This window comes from Roseateles sp. P5_E1 (genome assembly GCF_054049335.1).
Genome location: NZ_JBFUMN010000010.1, coordinates 44,292 through 62,217, shown reverse-complemented (window position 1 = coordinate 62,217; position 17,926 = coordinate 44,292). Strand labels below are relative to the sequence as shown.

The 17,926-nt window shown below is 69.0% G+C and carries 18 protein-coding genes; 14 read left to right on the top strand and 4 right to left on the bottom strand.

Annotated features, from left to right (window positions below):
* The first annotated feature begins 47 nt into the window (after nt 1-47).
* The 3 genes from ACXJKJ_RS11800 to ACXJKJ_RS11790 are packed head-to-tail and all read left to right on the top strand — an operon-like array spanning nt 48 to nt 2,509.
* Entirely contained in the window at nt 48-1,538 is a 1,491-nt protein-coding gene (locus ACXJKJ_RS11800) for a Ppx/GppA phosphatase family protein (RefSeq protein ID WP_056198589.1), read from the top strand.
* Nucleotides 1,535-2,059 (top strand): hypothetical protein, encoded by a 525-nt coding sequence (locus tag ACXJKJ_RS11795; protein WP_457349456.1) that lies wholly within the window; start codon nt 1,535-1,537, stop codon nt 2,057-2,059. The genes ACXJKJ_RS11800 and ACXJKJ_RS11795 overlap by 4 nt, the downstream gene beginning before the upstream one ends.
* A 45-nt stretch (nt 2,060-2,104) precedes the next feature.
* Nucleotides 2,105-2,509, top strand: a complete 405-nt coding sequence (locus ACXJKJ_RS11790) for a GFA family protein (protein WP_056198595.1) — start codon at nt 2,105-2,107, stop codon at nt 2,507-2,509.
* Here the strand turns inward: ACXJKJ_RS11790 and sixA are convergent.
* Both sixA and ppk1 read right to left on the bottom strand, forming a co-directional pair.
* Nucleotides 2,506-2,967, bottom strand: a complete 462-nt coding sequence (gene sixA, locus ACXJKJ_RS11785) for a phosphohistidine phosphatase SixA (RefSeq protein ID WP_457390228.1) — start codon at nt 2,965-2,967, stop codon at nt 2,506-2,508. The two genes, ACXJKJ_RS11790 and sixA, sit on opposite strands and share 4 nt — an antisense overlap.
* A 7-nt stretch (nt 2,968-2,974) precedes the next feature.
* Nucleotides 2,975-5,035, bottom strand: coding sequence for a polyphosphate kinase 1 (gene ppk1 / locus ACXJKJ_RS11780; RefSeq protein WP_457390227.1), 2,061 nt, complete (start codon nt 5,033-5,035; stop codon nt 2,975-2,977).
* A gap of 63 nt (nt 5,036-5,098) precedes the next feature.
* Here ppk1 and ACXJKJ_RS11775 point away from each other — a divergent pair, with 63 nt between their 5' ends.
* The 9 genes from ACXJKJ_RS11775 to ACXJKJ_RS11735 all read left to right on the top strand — a co-directional run bounded on the left by ACXJKJ_RS11775 (nt 5,099) and on the right by ACXJKJ_RS11735 (nt 14,809).
* Nucleotides 5,099-5,974, top strand: a complete 876-nt coding sequence (locus ACXJKJ_RS11775) for a hypothetical protein (RefSeq protein WP_457390226.1) — start codon at nt 5,099-5,101, stop codon at nt 5,972-5,974.
* A complete protein-coding gene (gene recJ, locus ACXJKJ_RS11770; protein ID WP_457390225.1) occupies nt 5,971-7,698 on the top strand; it encodes a single-stranded-DNA-specific exonuclease RecJ in 1,728 nt (575 codons plus the stop codon). Before ACXJKJ_RS11775 ends, recJ begins: the two co-directional genes overlap by 4 nt.
* Before the next feature lie 104 nt (nt 7,699-7,802).
* Entirely contained in the window at nt 7,803-9,617 is a 1,815-nt protein-coding gene (locus ACXJKJ_RS11765) for a bifunctional diguanylate cyclase/phosphodiesterase (RefSeq protein ID WP_457390224.1), read from the top strand.
* A gap of 105 nt (nt 9,618-9,722) precedes the next feature.
* Nucleotides 9,723-10,586, top strand: coding sequence for a 3',5'-nucleoside bisphosphate phosphatase (locus ACXJKJ_RS11760; RefSeq protein ID WP_457390222.1), 864 nt, complete (start codon nt 9,723-9,725; stop codon nt 10,584-10,586).
* Nucleotides 10,587-10,676: 90 nt separating this feature from the next.
* Nucleotides 10,677-11,048 carry a BlaI/MecI/CopY family transcriptional regulator gene (locus ACXJKJ_RS11755; RefSeq protein WP_457390220.1) on the top strand — a complete coding sequence of 124 codons (372 nt, stop codon included), beginning with the start codon at nt 10,677-10,679 and terminating at the stop codon, nt 11,046-11,048.
* Nucleotides 11,035-12,240 carry a M56 family metallopeptidase gene (locus tag ACXJKJ_RS11750; protein WP_457390219.1) on the top strand — a complete coding sequence of 402 codons (1,206 nt, stop codon included), beginning with the start codon at nt 11,035-11,037 and terminating at the stop codon, nt 12,238-12,240. Before ACXJKJ_RS11755 ends, ACXJKJ_RS11750 begins: the two co-directional genes overlap by 14 nt.
* A 48-nt stretch (nt 12,241-12,288) precedes the next feature.
* On the top strand, nt 12,289-13,650 hold the full coding sequence (locus tag ACXJKJ_RS11745; protein WP_457390218.1) for a S41 family peptidase: 1,362 nt from the start codon (nt 12,289-12,291) through the stop codon (nt 13,648-13,650).
* Nucleotides 13,651-13,726: 76 nt separating this feature from the next.
* Nucleotides 13,727-14,362, top strand: a complete 636-nt coding sequence (locus ACXJKJ_RS11740) for an L-threonylcarbamoyladenylate synthase (protein WP_056198614.1) — start codon at nt 13,727-13,729, stop codon at nt 14,360-14,362.
* A 165-nt stretch (nt 14,363-14,527) separates the two neighbouring features.
* A complete protein-coding gene (locus tag ACXJKJ_RS11735; protein WP_457390217.1) occupies nt 14,528-14,809 on the top strand; it encodes a hypothetical protein in 282 nt (93 codons plus the stop codon).
* 97 nt (nt 14,810-14,906) lie between these two features.
* On the opposite strand, the gene ACXJKJ_RS11730 is transcribed toward ACXJKJ_RS11735, so the two are convergent.
* Together ACXJKJ_RS11730 and ppk2 are read right to left on the bottom strand one after the other, a co-directional pair.
* The gene (locus ACXJKJ_RS11730; protein WP_056198630.1) at nt 14,907-15,251 is read right to left on the bottom strand and encodes a glutaredoxin family protein; all 345 of its coding nucleotides are present in this window, start codon (nt 15,249-15,251) and stop codon (nt 14,907-14,909) included.
* Nucleotides 15,252-15,270: 19 nt separating this feature from the next.
* The gene (ppk2, locus tag ACXJKJ_RS11725; protein ID WP_457390216.1) at nt 15,271-16,176 is read right to left on the bottom strand and encodes a polyphosphate kinase 2; all 906 of its coding nucleotides are present in this window, start codon (nt 16,174-16,176) and stop codon (nt 15,271-15,273) included.
* Nucleotides 16,177-16,305: 129 nt separating this feature from the next.
* Here ppk2 and ACXJKJ_RS11720 point away from each other — a divergent pair, with 129 nt between their 5' ends.
* Nucleotides 16,306-16,686 carry a BlaI/MecI/CopY family transcriptional regulator gene (locus ACXJKJ_RS11720; RefSeq protein ID WP_457390214.1) on the top strand — a complete coding sequence of 127 codons (381 nt, stop codon included), beginning with the start codon at nt 16,306-16,308 and terminating at the stop codon, nt 16,684-16,686.
* Nucleotides 16,679-17,920 carry a M56 family metallopeptidase gene (locus ACXJKJ_RS11715; protein WP_457390213.1) on the top strand — a complete coding sequence of 414 codons (1,242 nt, stop codon included), beginning with the start codon at nt 16,679-16,681 and terminating at the stop codon, nt 17,918-17,920. The genes ACXJKJ_RS11720 and ACXJKJ_RS11715 overlap by 8 nt, the downstream gene beginning before the upstream one ends.
* Nucleotides 17,921-17,926: the final 6 nt, after the last annotated feature.

Genomic DNA, 17,926 nt, shown 5'->3' with positions numbered 1-17,926 from the left:
GTGAGATACGAAGGGAGCGTCAAATTTTGCCCCGACAATCCGCCGCCATGACGACGCGCCCTGATCCAGCCGGCCGAATCTGGGCCTCCATCGACATCGGCTCCAACAGCTTCCGCCTGGAGTTGGCCCGGTTGTCGGGCGAGCGCTACCAGCGCGTCAGCTACATCAAGGAGGCCGTGCGCCTGGGCGCCGGCCTGGACGCACAGGGCATGCTGACCGAAGAGGCCATGCAGCGCGGCCTGAATTGCCTGCAGGGCTTCGGCGAGCAGCTCGTCGGCATCGCGCCCGAACGCATCCGCGCCGTTGCGACGCAGACCCTGCGCGAGGCGCGCAACCGCAACGCCTTCCTGGCCCGCGCCCAGGCCGTGCTTGGCCATCCCATCGAGGTCATTGCCGGCCGCGAGGAAGCGCGGCTGATCTTTGCCGGCGTCGCCCGGCTGCAGCCCTCCGACAAGCCCCGCCTGGTCATCGACATCGGCGGCCGCTCCACCGAGATGATCCTGGGCCGCGGCCGCAAGCCGCTGCTGGCCGAGTCCTTCGGCGTTGGCAGCGTCGGGCTGTCGGTGCGCTTCTTCGCCGACGGCCGCTACACGGCCGAGGCCTTCCGCGCCGCCCAGGTGGCTGCCGGCGCCGAGCTGGAAGAAGCGCTGACGCTGTTCCGCCCCGAGCTCTGGCAGGAAGCCCTGGGTTCCTCGGGTACGGTTGGCGCGGTGTCGCAGATCCTGGCAGCCAGCGGCAAGACCGACGGCCGCATCACGCCGGACGCGCTGCGCTGGTGCATCGCCCAATGCCTGGCGGCCGGCTCGCAGGACAAGCTGCAACTGCCTGGGCTCAAGGACGACCGCCGTCCTGTCGTCGCCGGTGGCCTGTGCATCCTCTACACGCTGCTGAACCAGTTCGGCATCGAGGAGCTGCTGCCCACCAAGGGCGCGCTGCGCCAGGGCGTCATTTTCGATCTGGTAGAGCGCCTGCAGCCCAGCGGCGCGCGCGACCCGCGGGCGGACTCCGTCGCCGAGCTGCAGGAGCGCTTTGCCGTGGACATGGCGCAGGCCGAGCGTGTGGCCAGCCAGGCCGAGCTGTTCTACCACCAGCTCACGCTCAAGCCCGCGCCTGAGCTGCTGCGCGAGTTGAGCTGGGCCGCGGCCCTGCATGAAGTTGGCATGCTGGTCTCCCACCACGACCACCACCGCCACAGCGCCTATGTCATCGCCCATGTCGACGCGGCGGGCTTCTCAACCAACCAGTTGCAGCGRCTGGCGGGCCTGGCCCTGGGCCAGCGCGGTGGCCTGCGCAAGCTGGAAGCGCAGCTGAGCGATCCCAGCTTGCTGGACCAGCTCATTGCGCTGCGTCTGGCCGTCATCCTCTGCCATGCCCGCACGGAGGCACCAGGCAGCCCCGGACTGGCGCGCGACGGCAAGCGGCTCACGCTGCAACTGCCCAAGGGCGGGTCGGCCGGCCAAGCGCGCACGCGCTTCCTGCTGAAGGAAGAGGCCGAGACCTGGGCCCGCAGCGGGCTGCTCGAACTCGTCGTGGCGTGAGCTCGCGTCGCCGGCTGCTCGCCTGCCTCGCGGCGCTCTGCGTCGCGCTGCCCGCCTGGGGCGAAGACGCCGGCAAATCGACCGCGATCGAAATCGACTCGTCGGACGATCCCACCGAAAGCGTCGTCTGGCTGGCCTATGGCGTCGGTCTGGCCAACTGGGCCAGCCAGAGCGGTGCGCTGGCACAGGCACCGCTGGGCATCCTGGAACCCAGCTTCGAAGGTGAGATGACCGCGCGCCGGACGCTGCTCGTCATCTGGCGGGAGCTGCTGCAAAAGGCGCCCAAGTCCAACGCCTACATGGACACGCTGATGCGCATCGACGCTGCCGGCTATCTGCCGGAGTACGTCTGGACCGTGCACTGGCGCGGCAGCTGGAAACAGCCCCCGGCCAAGCTGCGCATCGCCGAGTTCTATGCCTGGCAGCGCCAGGAACTGATGGGCCATGTGCCGCGCACGGGCTCGCGCGTGCGCGTCGTCCTCACTCCGCCAGCGGCACCAGCCTCTGCTGCCAGCCGCTGACAGCACGACTGAGCGAACATGCCGGCTCCACACCCGGAGACCGCCATGCTCAAGACCTATACCGGCAGCTGCCATTGCAAGGCCGTGCGCTTCGAAGTCGACCTCGACCTCGCCGCCGGCACCGGCCGCTGCAACTGCTCGATCTGCTTCAAGACGCGCAACTGGAGCGCCAGTGTCAAGCCCGACGCCTTCCGGCTGCTGGCCGGCGAGGACGCGCAGAGCGACTACCAGTTCGGCTCGAACAGCGTGCACAACCTGTTCTGCAAGACCTGCGGCGTGCGCTCCTATGGTCACGGCTACATCGAACAGGTCGGCGGCGCCTTCGTGTCGGTCAAGGTGAATTGCCTCGATGATGTGCCGGCCGAGGAGCTGGTCGCGGCGCCGGTGCAGTACTACGACGGCCTGCACAACAACTGGTGGAACAAGCCCGAAGAGGTTCGACACCTCTAAAGCGCATCGGGCCCCTGGACGGCGTGCAGCGTCACCTCGGGTTCGCCGTCGCGCTGGCGCCAGCGCAGCCACCACACGGCGCCCTTCTTGACGGCCCATTCCTGGTCCACGCCGGCCAGCAAATGGGCAGCCAATAGGCCCAGCGTCGGCTGGTGGCCGCAGATCAGCACCGGCTCAACCGACTTGGGCCAGCGCGAGGCCTCGATGAGGGCCGAGATCGGCGCATCGGGCGCGATGGGCGGCACGATGCGCACCTCGCGGCCCAGGGCCTCGGCCGTCTGCCGGCAGCGCAGCGCAGGGCTGACGAGCACGCGTGTCGTTGCGGCCAGGCGATGGTTGAGCCAGGCCGCCATGCGCCGGGCCTGGCGCTCGCCCTTGGGGGTCAGCGCGCGCTGCAGGTCATCCTGGCCAGGGGCGATGACTTCGGCTTCGGCGTGGCGCCACAGGATCAGGTCCATGGCGGGTCTACCCTTCTGAATAGCGCCGCATCAGGGCCTGCTGGGCGCTGACGCCGCTGTCGCTGATGCGCGCCGAGCGGCCATCCGGGCCGAGCTGCCAGGCGTCCATGGTGTCGTGCAGATAGGGCTGCAGCGCCTCGTCGACGATGCGCTGGCGCAGGCGCGCGTCCTGCACCGGCCAGGCCACCTCGATGCGGCGGAACATGTTGCGGCTCATCCAGTCGGCGCTGGACAGGAAGAGCGCCTCGCCAGGGTCAGCCTCGGTGCCCTCTGCCCAGCGGAAATACAGCACCCGCGTGTGTTCCAGGAAGCGCCCGACGACGGAGCGCACGACGATGTTGTCGCTGATGCCCGGCAGGCCCGGCGGCAGCATGCAGGCGCCGCGCACGATGAGGTCGACCTTGGCGCCGGCCTGGGCCGTGCGCAGCAGGCCGTGGATGAGCTCGGCATCGGTCAGCGCGTTGATCTTCACGACGACGCGCGCGCCCTTGTAGCCGGCCAGGGCCGCGGCCTCCACCTGCGCCAGCAGCTCCAGCATGCGGCTGTGCATGTTGAAGGGCGCCAGCAGCATGCGTCGCAGCGCCTTGAATTTGCCAAGGGACGCGAGCTGGCGAAACACCGAATCGGCATCGGCCGTCAGGTCGGCATCGGCCGTCAGCAGGCCGAGGTCGGTGTAAAGCCGCGCCGTCTTGGGGTTGTAGTTGCCGGTGGAGATGTGGCCGTAGCGGCGCAGCTTGCCGTTCTCGCGCCGCGTGATCAGCAGCAACTTGGCGTGGGTCTTGTAGCCGACGATGCCGTAGACGACCTGGGCGCCGACGGCCTCCAGCCGCTCGGCCCAGTTGATGTTGGCTTCCTCGTCGAAGCGCGCCTTCAGCTCCACGACGGCCATGACCTCCTTGCCACGCCGCGCCGCCTCGATCAGCAGGTCCATCAGCTCCGACTTGGCGCCCGTGCGGTAGATGGTCTGCTTGATGGCCAGCACCTCGGGGTCGACCACCGCCTCGCGCAGCATCTGCACGACGGGGTCGAAGCTCTCAAAGGGATGGTGCAGCAGCACATCGCCCTTCTTGAGCTTCTCGAAGATGGACTTGTGGCGCGGCAGCCGGCCGGTCGGCCAGGCCGGTTCAAAGGGCGTGAAGCGCAGCGGCGGCGCGTCGGTCTGGTCGATCAGCTCGTTCAGCCGCACCAGGTTGACGGGGCCGTTGACGCGGTAGAGCGCCGCATTCGGCAGGCCGAACTGCTCGAGCAGGAATTCCGACAGCTCGGCCGGGCAGGTGTTGACCACCTCCAGCCGCACCGCGCGGCCGAAATGGCGCGTCGTCAGCCCGGAGCGCAGCGCGTGGCGCAGATTGGCGATCTCCTCCTCATCCACTTCCAGGTCGGAATCGCGTGTGACGCGGAACTGCGAGAAGGCCTCGACCTTGCGGCCGGGAAAGAGATCTTCCAGGTGGGCGCGGATGACGCTGGTCAGCAGCACGAAGGCCTGGCGGCCGTCGCTCAGGTTGGCCGGCAGCTTGATGACGCGCGGCAGCACGCGCGGCACCTTGACGATGGCGATGCGGTTGTCGCGGCCGAAGGCGTCCTTGCCCGACAGCCTCATGATGAAGTGCAGCGACTTGTTGGCCACCTGCGGGAAGGGGTGGGCCGGGTCCAGCCCCACCGGCACCAGCAGCGGCCTGACCTCGCGCTCGAAATACTTGGCCACCCAGTGCCGCTGCGGCTCGTCGCGGTCGGCGTGGTTGAGCACGACGATGCGCCGCTTGCGCAGCAGCGGCGTGAGCTGCTCGTTGAAGATCAGGTATTGCTCGTCGATCAGCGTGTGCGCCGCGCGGCCGACGCGGTCGACGTCCTGGCCCGTCACGGCGCTGAGCGGATCGCGCACGGCCTCCAGCATGTCGGCGAAGCGCACCTCGAAGAACTCGTCCAGGTTGCTCGACACGATGCAGACATAGCGCAGCCGCTCCAGCAGCGGCACATCTTCACGCTGGGCCTGGGCAAGGACGCGACGATTGAATTCAAGAATGGCCTGCTCACGGTTGAGCAGCTTCAGCGGGGTCGGGTCGGTCATGAAGAAAAGTGTATGAAGCTTGTGTGACAACGGCTTGAAATGCCCCCGGGATAATCCAGGCCCATGCACCTGATGATCCCCCATGCCAGCGCGCTGGACGAAGCCGCGCGGCATGCCTTCGGCACCCTGCCCCTGCCCAACCTGGCTGCGCAGCTGAACCGGCTCACTCCGGCCGAGACCTGGGGGAGCGACGAGCTATCGCCGCAGCCGCCGCATCACATCGCGCTGGCAGCGCTGCGCCAGCAAGCCGAGCCAAGCGCCGCGGCCTGGGCCGTCGAGGCCGGGCCCGAACTGGCCTGGGCGCTGATGAGCCCCGTGCACCTGGCCGTCGGCAGCGATGGCGTCGATGTGCTGCCGCCCGCGGCGCTGCGGCTGTCCGAATCCGACGCGGCGCGCTTCACGGCGCTGCTGCGCGAACTCTGGCCCGAGTCCGAAGGCTGGCAATGGCGGCTGATGGACGCCACGCACTGGGCCATCGGCCACACCACAGCGCTGGATGACCTGCGCGCTGCCAGCATCGAGCGCGCCGGCGGCCGGCCCATCGAGCCCTGGCTGCCGCAAAGCCGCGTGCTGCGCCGCTGGCAGAACGAGGCCCAGATGCTGCTGCATGAGCACGCACTGAACCTCGAGCGGGAAGCACGCGGCGAGCATCCCGTCAACTCGGTCTGGATCGGCGACATTGGCCGCAGCAACGGCAAGGCCGCCGACGTGACGGTCGATGCCCGCCTGACCGAGCCGCTGCTCAACGGCGACCTCGCGGCCTGGGCCGAGGCCTGGCAGCGCCTGGACGCCGGGCCGCTGGCACAGCCCCTGACCAGCCTGACACTGTGCGGCGAACGATTCGCGCGTCGTTTCACGACCCAGCCGCTGTCCTTCATCGACAGGCTGAAGCGGCGCTGGCAGACGCCCGATGTGAGCGCCGTGTTGGAGGCGCTATGACTTCACCTCGTCTTGTCGAACGCGACGTGCCGCCGCGCACGGCCTGGGCGCTCGAGCAGGCCGGCGTCGCACCCCTGATGGCCCGCCTGCTCGCGGCCCGCGGCGTGCGCGAGGCGGGCGAGCTGGACGAGAGCCTGGCCCAGTTGCTGCCGCCCACAGACCTGAAAGGCCTGCTGGAGGCCGGCCGGCTGCTGGCCGACGCCATCCAAGGCGGCGAGCGCCTCGTCATCGTGGCCGACTACGACTGCGACGGCGCCACCGCCTGCGCCGTCATGCTGCGCGGCCTGCGCCTGCTCGGCGCGCAGCCCGAGCAGCTCGGCTATGTCGTGCCGGACCGCGCCGTGCACGGCTACGGGCTGACGCCCACCATCGTCGACCTGGCGATGGCGCAGCAGCCCTCCCTGCTCGTGACGGTGGACAACGGCATCGCCAGCCTCGCCGGCGTGGCGCACGCCCGCGCCCAGGGGCTGAAGGTGCTGGTCACCGACCATCACCTGCCAGCCCTGGTCGATGGCGTCGTCGTCGTCCCGGACGCCTCGGCAATCGTCAACCCCAACCAGCCGGGCTGCAACTTCGCGAGCAAGTCGCTGGCCGGCGTCGGTGTGGCCTTCTATGTGCTGATGGGCCTGCGCGCTGAACTCCGCTCCCGCGGCGCTTTCACTGAAGTGCCGCGCCTGGACGGCCTGCTCGACCTCGTGGCTCTCGGCACCGTCGCCGACGTCGTCAAGCTCGACGCCAACAACCGCCGCCTCGTTGCGCAAGGCCTCAAGCGCATGCGCGCCGGCCGTGCGCAGCCGGGCGTCATGGCGCTCTTCAGCGCGTCCAAGCGCGACGCCAGCAAAGCCCAGGGCTTCGATCTCGGCTTTGCGCTCGGGCCCCGCATCAACGCGGCCGGCCGCCTCGCCGACATGACGCTGGGCATCGAGACGCTGACCACCGACGACCCCGAACGCGCGCTGCAACTGGCGACCCAGCTCGACGCCATCAACCGCGAGCGCCGTGAGATCGAGAGCGGCATGCGCGAGATGGCCGAGGCGCGGCTGGATGCCCTCGTCGAGGCGCTGCAAGGCGCCCTGCCCCCGGCCGTGGCGCTGTTCGATGCCGACTTCCACGAGGGTGTCGTTGGCATCGTCGCCTCGCGCATCAAGGACCGCGTGCACCGCCCCACCTTCGTCTTCGCGCGCGGCGCCGACGGCAACCTCAAGGGGTCGGGCCGCTCCATTCCGGGTTTCCATCTGCGCGATGCGCTGGACCTCGTCAGCAAGCGTGAGCCCGAGTTGTTGGCCAAGTTCGGCGGCCATGCGATGGCGGCCGGCGCGACGCTGGCGGTCGACGATGTGAACCGCTTCGCGCTGGCCTTCGCGCGCGTGGCCGAGGAATGGCTCAACGAGCAGGACCTGACCCGCACGCTGCGCCATGACGGCTCGCTCGCGCCCGATGCCGCCACGGCCGAGACCGCACGCCTGCTGGACGCCCAGGTCTGGGGCCAGGGCTTCGAGGCGCCGGTGTTCTGTGATCGCTTCGAGCTGATCTCGCAGCGCCTCGTTGGCGAGAAGCATCTGAAGCTGCGCCTGCGCCGCGGCGGCCAGCTCATCGACGCCATCTGGTTCAACCACGTCGACATGCTGCCCGAGCGCGTCACGCTGGCCTACCGGCTTAGCCTGGACGAATGGCAGGGCCAGCAGCGCGTTCAGTACGTCGTCGAGGCGTGTGCTGACACCTGAGATGTGACGAAGTTGGCAGCGTCGCGCGCCCTGCCACCCCAAGTCACCGGACTGTCACCGGAGCTTTCAAGAATCCGCCCGGCCAGCCAGCCCGGAGCCTCCTCATGCGCGCCACCGCGCCCGATCCCCTTGCCGATGCTCTCGATCGCCTGATCGAGCAGCGCAGTTTTGACATTCACTTCCAGCCCCTGGTCGCCATCGACAGGGCTGACATCTTTGGTTTCGAGGCGCTGACCCGCGCGCCTGCCGACGGCCCGCTGCATTCGCCCCTGGTGCTGTTCGAGGCCGCCGCCCGGCTGGGCCGCCTCGTCGAGCTGGAACACCTCATCATTCGCCGCGCCATCCAGCGCTTCAAGGCCCTGGGGCTGCCGGGCCAGCTCTTCCTGAACGTGACAGCCGACACCCTGCTCGGCGCGCGTGAGCATGCCGGCCTGCTGGCGGCCGAGCTGGCCGAACTCGGCCTGCCGACCTCGCGCGTCGTCATCGAGCTGACCGAAACCCGCCCCATCGAGGACCTGGCCCAGCTCGACGATGCGCTGCAGGTGCTGCGCGAACTCGGATTTCGTGTGGCGCTGGATGACCTCGGCGAGGGCTTCGCCTCGCTGCGCCGCTGGATGGAGATGCGGCCGGACTTCGTCAAGATCGACCGCCACTTCATCGACGGCATCGCCCAGGAGCCGCTGAAGCAGCAGTTCGTGCGCTCCATCGTCGAGATGGCCGTGACCAGCGGCTGCGAGGTCGTCGCCGAAGGGCTGGAGCAGGAGCCCGACCTCGACGTGCTGCGCCGCCTGGGCCTGTCCATCTGCCAGGGCTATCTGTTCGCCCGCCCGAGCGCGACGCCGCGCGCCAGCCTGAGCGCCCAATGGAGCGGCCGACTGGCCGCTGACGCCCAGCCGCGCCTGCTGCAGAACGACCTCGCGTTGCCGCTGACCCAGGGCGCCATCACCAGTGCCGCCCAGCTGGCGCGTCGCGGCCTGACGGTCACGCCCGAGACCAACTGCCGCAGCATCGTCGACCTCTTCCACCGTGACGAGCAACTGCTCGCCATCCCCGTGCTGGACGCCCAGCAGCGGCCGATTGGCGTGCTGCGCTCCCTGCATGTGCTCAAGCGCAGCACCGAGCGTTATTTCATGGACATCTTCGACAAGCGCAGCTGCGTCGAGCTGATGGACGCCAATCCGCTGGTGTTTGACGTCAGCACGCCGCTGCGCGCAATGAGCGACGCCATGGCCAACCTCGACGAGCGCTTGCTGGTCGACGGCTTCATCGTCACGCGCGACGGCTGCTACCTCGGCTCGGGCCGCAGCTCCGACCTGCTCAAAGCCGTGTCCGACCTGCAGGTGCATTCGGCGCGCTACGCCAACCCGCTGACGCTGCTGCCTGGCAATGTACCCATCGACAACCACCTGGACCGCCTCATCGAGGCGGCCGAGACTTTTGCCGCGGTGGTGTGGGACATCGACCACTTCAAGCCCTTCAACGACGTCTACGGCTACCGCATCGGCGACGACATCATCCGCCTGGCCGCCCGCGTGCTGACCCAGGCGGCCGATCCGCAGCTGGACTTCGTCGGCCACATCGGCGGCGACGATTTCGTCATGGTGCTGGGCAGCACCGACTGGGAGGACAGGCTCACCCGCGTCTGCCAGGCCTTCGATGCCGGCGTGCGCAGCTTCTTCTCCGCCGAACACCTGACCGCTGGTGGCTACATCACGCTGAACCGGCAGAACCAGCCCAGCTTCCACCCGCTGCCCACCATCTCGGCCGGCGCGGTACTGCATCTGCCCGGCAGTTTCGACAGCGCCCACGCGCTGAGCGCCGCCCTGGCCGAACCCAAGCGCGTCGCCAAAGGGCGCGCCGGCGGCAGCCGCTTTTTTGTCGACCGCCGCACGCCGCAGCGCGCCCTGCTCGCGGCCTGAGCTTTTTCCGCCACCAGCAACTTGCGCTTGCGCTCACGTCAGGGTCAGGGCCACCGGAAGGCCGCTTGAGCAGGAGGGGTGAGAAGCGCTTCCTACAATGGCGCGGTGAACCTCGACCCCACCCTGAACGCCGACCTGCACTGCCATTCCGTGATTTCGGATGGSACGYTGACGCCCGAGGCCCTGGCCGAACGAGCCAAGGCGGGCGGCGTGGCGCTGTGGTCGCTGACCGACCAYGACGAGATCGGCGGCCAGACCCGCGCCATCGCCGCGGCACGGGCGAACGGCCYGGCCTACCTGACCGGCACCGAGATCTCGGTCAGCTTCGCCGGCCGCGTCGTGCACATCGTCGGCCTGGGCTTCGACCATGAGGCGCCCGAAATCATCGAGGGGTTGCGCGCCACCCGCGGCGGCCGCGAACCGCGCGCCCGGGATATGGCTGCCGGCCTGGCCGAGGTGGGCATCCACGGCGCCTTCGAGGGCGCGCTGAAGTACGTCGGCAACCCTGACCTGATCTCGCGCACCCATTTCGCGCGCTTCCTCGTCGAGGCCGGCCATTGCAGCGACATTCCCGAGGTCTTCCGCCGCTTCCTGACCGAGGGCAAGCCCGGTTTCGTGCCGCACAAGTGGGCGGCGCTGAAAGACGCAGTAGGCTGGATCACCCGCGCCGGCGGCGTCGCCGTCATCGCCCATCCGGGCCGCTATGGCTTCACGCCGACGGAAGAGTACGCATTGATCACCGAGTTCATGGCCCACGGCGGGCGCGGCATCGAGGTGGTCACCGGCAGCCACACGCCGGCGGAGTTCGTTCAATACGCCGATACAGCCATCGAGTTCGGCCTGCTGGCCTCGCGCGGCTCGGACTTCCACTGCCCCGAGGAAAGCCGCATCGACCTGGGCACGCTGCCCGCACTGCAGGGCCGGCTGACGCCGGTCTGGGCCGAGCTAGCCGATCGAATCCACCAATAACCCTAGCGGTTCGCGAAACCGCGGGTTTGCCTCGATAGGCCTCATCGACAACAGCCGTTGACAATTGTTCGTCAACAAACGTTGTCGTTCATGAGCACCATCTCCGACGCCGAATCGCAAATCATGCGCGCCCTCTGGGAGCGCCACCCCCTCAGTGCCGAGGACATCCTCGCTGCCCTTCCCGTCGAGGACGGCTGGCAGCTGGGTACCGTCAAGACCCTGCTGAACCGCATGCTCAACAAGGGCGCCGTGCAGGCCCAGCGCGACGGGCGCCGCTACCTCTACAAGCCGCTGGCGGCCCGCGAGGACTGGGAACAAGGCGAGTCCCTCAACCTGCTGGACCGCGTCTTCGGCGGGCGGCTGTCGCCCCTCGTGGCGCACTTTTCCGCCCAGCGCAAGCTGAGCCGCGAGGACGCCGAGGCGTTGCGCCGCCTGCTGCAGGAACACGATGATGCTGCCTGAGGCCTGGATCGCCACGCTTTGGGAAGCCCACACGGGCTTCACGCTCGGCCTGCTCGCCGTGCTGTTGCTGCGCAAGCCCTGGCGCCGGCTCGCGGGCGCCCATGCGGCCTGTGCGCTGTGGCTGCTACCGCCGTGGCTGGCCCTGGTGGCACTGCTGCCGTCGTCGGCTGGCCTGCCGGTGCTGGCGCTGCCAACGCTGGCCGTGCCGCCGCCCACCCCCGTCTCCGCGCTGATCGGGCTGCCCGCCGCACCCTCAGACGGCTGGCGGATCGGTTGGCTGGACCTGTGGCTGGCCGGCGTCTTCACGGTGGCCTTGGTGCAGACCGCCAGGCATCGCCGCTACCAGCGGCATCTGCTGGGGCGCGACCGCAGGTCCTGGCTGGCGCCGCCGGGCGATTCCCCGGGCCTGCTCGGCCTCTGGCGCCCTCGGCTGGTGCTGCCCTTGGACTTCCGCCAGCGCTTCGGCGCCGACGAGAGGCGCTGGATCGTGGCCCACGAGGCCGCCCACGCCCGCCGCTTCGACAACCCGGCCCGCCTATTGGCCGCCGTGCTGGCCGGCCTGGCCTGGTTCAACCCGCTGGCCTGGGTCGCCGTCACCCTGCTGCGCCACGACCAGGAACTGGCCTGCGATGCCGCCGTCATGAGGCGCTACCCCGGCAGCTGGCGCCGCTACGGCCTGGCCATGCTCAAGCTCGACGGTGCGGCCAGCCTGCCGCCCGCGGCCTCGGCCTGGGGATCCCCTCACCCGTTGAAGCAGCGGATCACGCTGCTCAAGCAATCCGCCCCCGGCGCCGGGGCTCGCCGCGCGGCCCGCCTGGCCTTGGTGCTGTGCGCCGTGACGGGCTTTGGCGCCGTCCAGGCGCTGAACGACGCCATCGTCATCCTCCCCAAGCCCAAAATCTATCGCACGGGGCTTTCGGACCTGACGCCCGTGGGCATGAAAGCAAAGCTGTTCGAGGCCTGCCCGCAGATGCCGCAGCCTCCCGACACCCCATGGCAAGGGCTATCCAAGGGCCAGCACATGGTGGACGTGCAGTTCAAGGTCGGCCAGGACGGCCGTGCACAAGCCGTGAAGGTGCTCGCCAACCCGCTGCTGGCCGAATGGGGCCGGCAAACGATAGAGGGCTACGGCTGCAAGCCGGAGTGGGCCGGCGCAGAGCTGGAACAGCTGTTCGAGCTGATCATCGACTGACACAACGCGCTGCGCCGATGGCGCAGCAGCCAAGGGAGAAAGCACAACATGAAGATTCATTGCCTTGCGATCCTGCTGGCAGCGGGCATGGCGGTCGGAACGGCCGGGACTGCGCAGCCGGCGACGGGTCAGGTCCCGAGCGCTATGCCGTCAAGGCAGGGCCTCGATGCGGCGACCAGGCGGGGCGTCGTCGACGAAGTCGCCAAGCTCATGACCGATGAGTACGCATTCCCGGACGTGGGGCGTCGCGCGGCGAGCGCCATCTCCCAGAAGCTCGCGGCGGGCGACTACGACACTGTCACGGACGCAGGCGACTTTGCCCGGCGTTTGACTGAGGACCTGAACGCCGTCGCACAGGACAAACACCTGCGGGTGCGCGGAGATGGGCGTGGCCCCGGTTCCGCCGAGCGGCGCGCGAAGCCGCAACGCAGCGAGGGCGGCTTCACCCGCGCGGACGTGCTCGACCAGAACATCGGCTACGTCGACCTCAGTGGCTTCCTGCCGAAAGCCCAGTTCAAGCCGGTGGCGGACAAGGCCATGCAGTTGCTGGCGGGCACCGATGCCTTGATCATCGATCTGCGCGGCAACGGCGGCGGCGACCCGGCCGCTGTGGCCTATTTGGTGAGCTTCTTCCTGGATCCGAAGACTCCGGTCCATGTCAACGACCTGCTGTGGCGCAAGCCTGGAACTGACGACTACCGGCGCGATGTGTTCCGGACCGAGGCGACCCCGTCCAGTTATCTCGCCAGGCCCGTCGTCATCCTCACCGGGCCGGGCACCTTCTCGGGCGGGGAGGAGTTCGCGTACGACATGCAGAACCTCAAACGCGCGACGCTGGTGGGGGAAATCACGGGCGGCGGTGCCAACCCGGGCGGTCCTCGATCTCTGCCCGCGGATCTGTCCATGTTCCTGCCCACCGGCCGGGCGGTGAATCCGATCACGCAAACCAGCTGGGAAGGTCGGGGCGTCGCGCCCGACATTCCTGCGGCGTCGGCCATGGCCTTCGCCGCCGCTTACCAGACCGCGCGCAAGGCCGCAGGAAGGAACCCGCCCCTTGGCGCGGCCCCGTCCGGCCCCGATGAAGTGATGAGCCGTCCCCTGTTCAGGCCGCGATCGACGGCCCAGCCCGGCAGCGAGGCGGCACTCAGGCGCAGCGCGGCAGAGCTTCGGGCGGGCGCGCCACGCTACGACCTGCTGAGTCCGCAACTGGCAGAGTTGACACGCCATCAACTGCCGGAGCTCCAGGCCGAGGTCGCCGCGCTGGGGCCGTTGCAGAGCGTGGCCTTTGTCGAGGTGGGACCGATGGGAGAGAGCGTTTACGACGTGAAGTTCGCGAAGGGGCAATGGCGCTGGGGCATCCTGCTCGACGACGAGGGCAAGACCATCATGGCCTTCTTCCATCCGAAATAGGCTGCTGACACCTGTTCCCTTTCCATCTGAACCCGCGATCGCAAGCTAACCGGGCCAGCGGACGCAAAATGCCCGCATGGCCCAGCTCTTCGAAGTCCACCCCGACAACCCCCAGCCGCGCTTCCTGCGCCAGTGCGCGCAGATGCTGCAGGCCGGCGGCATCGGTGCCGTGCCGACCGACTCCAGCTATGCCTTCGTCTGCCACCTCAACGACAAGGGCGCAGCCGAGGCGCTGCGTCGCGTGCGCGGCGTGGATGACAAGCACCACCTGACGCTGCTGTGCCGCGACCTGTCGGAGCTGGCCACCTACGCGATGGTGGACAACCGCCAGTACCGGCTCCTCAAGCTCGCCACGCCCGGCGCCTACACCTTCATCCTGCCGGCCACCAAGGAAGTGCCGCGCCGGCTCTCCCACCCGAGCCGGCGCACCATCGGCCTGCGGGTGCCAGAGCACAAGGTCCTCCAGGAGCTGCTGGCCCTGTTCGGCGAACCGCTGCTGTCGACGACGCTGATTCCGCCCGGCGAGACCGAGCCGATGAATGACGCCGCTGACGTCTGCGCCCGGCTGGACCGCCAACTGCAATTCGTGCTGGACGCCGGCGCCTGCCCGGCCCAGCCGACCACGGTGCTGGACCTGAGCCAGGGCGACGAGCCGGTGCTGGTGCGTCAGGGGCGCGGCGAGTTGGGCCGGCTGGGCCTGCAACTGGACTGATGCCGTTGCGCGGGATTTCCCCGCAGTTCATCCGCCGCGCCTGCATTTCATCCGGCGGCTCTCGCGCTTGATCGCAGCGGCCTGGAAGGGCGCGGGCTCATTGCCGAAACTGACTCCATCGAACAAGCAATCACGCGGTTCGAAACCCACCGAACGGAGTCCATCATGAGCCTGCAAACTGCCTTCACCGCCACCGTCCTTGCCTTCTCCGCCATTGCCGCCCAGGCCGCCCCGCAGCCCACCGTCAAGCTGGAACGCGTTGTCGTCACCGGCAAGGCCGTCCGCGCTGAAACTCAAGTGATCGCCCAGCTGCCGCGCGTCGTCGTGACCGGCCACGCCCAGCGTGAAGTGGCTCAACTGCCTCGCGTCGTGGTCATCGGCTTCAGCGAAGCCACGCTGGCCCGCCAGACCCTGGCTGCCGCCAAGACCACCGCAAAGCGCGGCTGAGCCGGGCGCCGTCTGAACATGCGAATGACGTCCTTTCCCACCACCGTCGAGCCGAGTCGCCAGTACTGCTGAGCCAGTACTGCCGACTCGGCTCGACCTATTCCAGAATCTCCTTCAGCCGTGCCCGGTCAAAGCCGATGACGCGCTGGCCGCGCACGACCAGGGTCGGCGTGCCGACGGCGCCCAGGGCCTGGTAGTCGCTCAGGCACTGGGCATCGCGCTCGATGAAGCACTCGCTGAAGGGCACGCCCTCCTGAGTCATCCAGCGCCGCGCCGCCAGGCAATAGGGGCAGGTCTCGGACGAGATCATGCGGATATCGCCCGGCCTGGCGCGCTGCTTCAGCAGTTCGCCGTCCTGCGCTGCAACATGCCCGCGCCAGGCCCAGGAGGCCAGCGCGGTCAGCGCAACGACGACGAGCAGCGAAAGCGGGGGCCACTTCATGGCCCCATGCTAGACCGGCTCAATAAACCTCGGGAACGAGGATGTCGTCCGGCACGGGGTTGCGCAGGTAGTCCTCGCGGCGTTCGCGCGCGGGCAGATCGATGTCGGCGTGCGGCACCTCCTGGTAGGGCATCTGGCCCAGCAGGTGATGGATGCAGTTCAGCCGCGCGCGCTTCTTGTCATCCGCCGGCACGACCCACCAGGGCGATTCGGGGATGTGGGTGCGCTCCAGCATCACCTCCTTGGCCGAGGTGTAGGCCTCCCAGCGCCGGCGCGACTCCAGGTCCATGGGGCTCAACTTCCACTGCTTGAGCGGGTCGTGGATGCGGCCCAGGAAGCGCACGCGCTGCTCGTCGTCGCTGATCGAGAACCAGTACTTGATCAGCTGGATGCCCGAGCGCTGCAGCATGCGCTCGAACTCGGGCGCCGAGCGGAAGAACTCCTCGTACTGCTCGTCGGTGCAGAAGCCCATCACGCGCTCGACACCGGCGCGGTTGTACCAACTGCGGTCGAACAGCACGATCTCGCCGGCCGCCGGCAGGTGCGACACATAGCGCTGGAAGTACCACTGCGTGCGCTCGCGGTCGTTGGGCGCCGGCAGCGCGGCCACTCGGCACACGCGCGGGTTCAGCCGCTGCGTGATGCGCTTGATGACGCCCCCCTTGCCCGCCGCGTCGCGGCCCTCGAACAGGATGACGACCTTGTGGCCCGTGTGCTGCACCCAGTCCTGCAGCTTGACCAGTTCGCTCTGCAGGCGGAACAGCTCGCGGAAGTAACGCCGCCGCTCGATGACTTCACCGGCCGGCGCGTCGCTGGCCATCACACCGTGTTCTCGGTCCTCGAGCTCAAGCTCCAGTTCCTCGTCGAAATCGTCCTGCAGGTCGCGGTGAATGCGCTTCACCAGTTCGTCTTCGATGTGGCTCACGAGGGCTCCCGGCCGCAACGGCGGCTGTAGGCCGCGAGCCTAGGCGGGCGATATGGCGCGACTGTGACAAGGAGCTTGACGACATCGTTTACACACGTAATCATTCGCCATCGTTTACGCTCGTAATCAATGACCAGGCCACCCACCCCCATCAGCGACGCCGAAGCCCAGGTCATGCGCCTGCTTTGGCAGCGCGCTCCCCAGGCCGCCGACGAGATCGCCGCGGTGCTCGGGCCCCGGCAAGGCTGGCAGCTTGCCACCGTGAAGACGCTGCTGAACCGGCTGCTGAGCAAGGGCGCCGTGACGGCTGAACGCGACGGCCGGCGCTTTCTGTACGCGCCTGCCGTACCCGAGGACGCCTGGGTGGCCGACACCGGCCTGTCGCTGATCGACCGGCTGTTCGGCGGGCGCCTGGCGCCGCTGGTGGCGCAGTTCGCGTCGGAACGCAAGCTCAAGCCCGAGGACGTCGAGGCGTTGAAGGCGTTGTTGAAGGAGCAGGGGCATGAATGAACGACTGCTGGCGTTGCTGTTGCAGCAAGCCCTGCTGCTGAGCCTGGGCGTGGTGGCGATGGCGGCGTTGCGACCGCTGCTGCTGAAGCGTCTGGGCGCAGGCAGCGCCTACGCGGCTTGGCTGCTGGTGCCGGCGCTGTTGCTGACGCTGCTGCTGCCCCGGCCGGCTCAGGAGCCGCTGCGCGTGGTGCTGCAGGCCACGGGCAGCGCCCAGACGCTGGCCGCGCCTGCGCTGCCAGCGCCGCCGCCGGATCACGCGGCAACCTGGTTGGCGCTGTGGCTAGGCGGCGCATCGCTTTTCGCCGCGACCCAGTTCTGGCGGCAATGGCGGCTGACGCGCCTGGGCCAACAACTGCCGGCCGGCAGCAGCCCCGCCCTCGTCGGCCTGCTGCGGCCGCGCGTCGCGCTGCCCGTCGATTTCGAACAGCGCTTCTCGCCTGCCGAGCGCGAGCTGATCCTGGCCCACGAGCAGGTGCATCGCGACCGACTGGACAACCTCTGGAACCTGCTCGCCTGCGCGCTGACGGCGCTGCACTGGTGGAACCCGCTGGCCTGGTGGGCCGCGCGCCGTATGCAGGCGGACCAGGAACTGGCTTGCGATGCCGCCGTGCTGGCGGCCCGGCCCGGCGCGCAGGCCGACTACACGCGGGCCCTGCTCACGGCCCACGATCTCACGCCCCACGGCGCGCCGCTGGCCAGCCGCTGGGGCAGCTCCCACCCCCTCGTCGAAAGGATCGCGATGCTGAACCGCCCCCTACCCCTGAACCGCCGCCGCGCGCTGCTGCTCGCAGCCGGCGTGGCCGCCGTCTCCACTCTGGCCTATGCGGCGGAAAGCCCACCTCCCGCAGCCGGCGCCGGCTTCATCGAGCTGCAGCTGAAGGTGGAGCGCAGCCAGGGTGGCGACAAGTCGACCGTCGAGGCACGCGTCATCGGCCGCGACGGCGAGCGTGTGATGCTGCGGCTCGAAGCCATGGCCGGCGACGAGCCAGGTTGGGTGAAGGAGCCGCTATCGATCACGCTGTGGCCGAAAAAGGCCGGCGACTCGGCGCTCATCAAGACTCAGATCAGCCATGGCGAGCCGGGCGTGGAACTCGGCCACCCCAGCGTGATGTCGGCCTGGGGTCAGAAGGCCCGCATCGAGATGACCCGCGCCGGCTCGGACGAAAAGTTCGCACTGGAGCTGACCCCCACGGCCTTGCCCGCCAACTTCCAGCCGCCGAAAAACACCTTCTGAGCGAGG

Bases quoted from the DNA above. Each gene is read 5' to 3' on its own strand.
- ACXJKJ_RS11715 (WP_457390213.1), top strand. From the start codon at position 16,679: ATGAATGAACGACTGCTGGCGTTGCTGTTGCAGCAAGCCCTGCTGCTG.
- ACXJKJ_RS11735 (WP_457390217.1), top strand. From the start codon at position 14,528: ATGAGCCTGCAAACTGCCTTCACCGCCACCGTCCTTGCCTTCTCCGCC.
- ACXJKJ_RS11755 (WP_457390220.1), top strand. From the start codon at position 10,677: ATGAGCACCATCTCCGACGCCGAATCGCAAATCATGCGCGCCCTCTGG.
- sixA (WP_457390228.1), bottom strand. From the start codon at position 2,967: ATGGACCTGATCCTGTGGCGCCACGCCGAAGCCGAAGTCATCGCCCCT.
- recJ (WP_457390225.1), top strand. From the start codon at position 5,971: ATGACTTCACCTCGTCTTGTCGAACGCGACGTGCCGCCGCGCACGGCC.
- ACXJKJ_RS11765 (WP_457390224.1), top strand. From the start codon at position 7,803: ATGCGCGCCACCGCGCCCGATCCCCTTGCCGATGCTCTCGATCGCCTG.
- ACXJKJ_RS11740 (WP_056198614.1), top strand. From the start codon at position 13,727: ATGGCCCAGCTCTTCGAAGTCCACCCCGACAACCCCCAGCCGCGCTTC.
- ACXJKJ_RS11720 (WP_457390214.1), top strand. From the start codon at position 16,306: ATGACCAGGCCACCCACCCCCATCAGCGACGCCGAAGCCCAGGTCATG.
- ppk1 (WP_457390227.1), bottom strand. From the start codon at position 5,035: ATGACCGACCCGACCCCGCTGAAGCTGCTCAACCGTGAGCAGGCCATT.
- ACXJKJ_RS11775 (WP_457390226.1), top strand. From the start codon at position 5,099: ATGCACCTGATGATCCCCCATGCCAGCGCGCTGGACGAAGCCGCGCGG.
- ACXJKJ_RS11745 (WP_457390218.1), top strand. From the start codon at position 12,289: ATGAAGATTCATTGCCTTGCGATCCTGCTGGCAGCGGGCATGGCGGTC.
- ACXJKJ_RS11730 (WP_056198630.1), bottom strand. From the start codon at position 15,251: ATGAAGTGGCCCCCGCTTTCGCTGCTCGTCGTCGTTGCGCTGACCGCG.
- ACXJKJ_RS11790 (WP_056198595.1), top strand. From the start codon at position 2,105: ATGCTCAAGACCTATACCGGCAGCTGCCATTGCAAGGCCGTGCGCTTC.
- ACXJKJ_RS11750 (WP_457390219.1), top strand. From the start codon at position 11,035: ATGATGCTGCCTGAGGCCTGGATCGCCACGCTTTGGGAAGCCCACACG.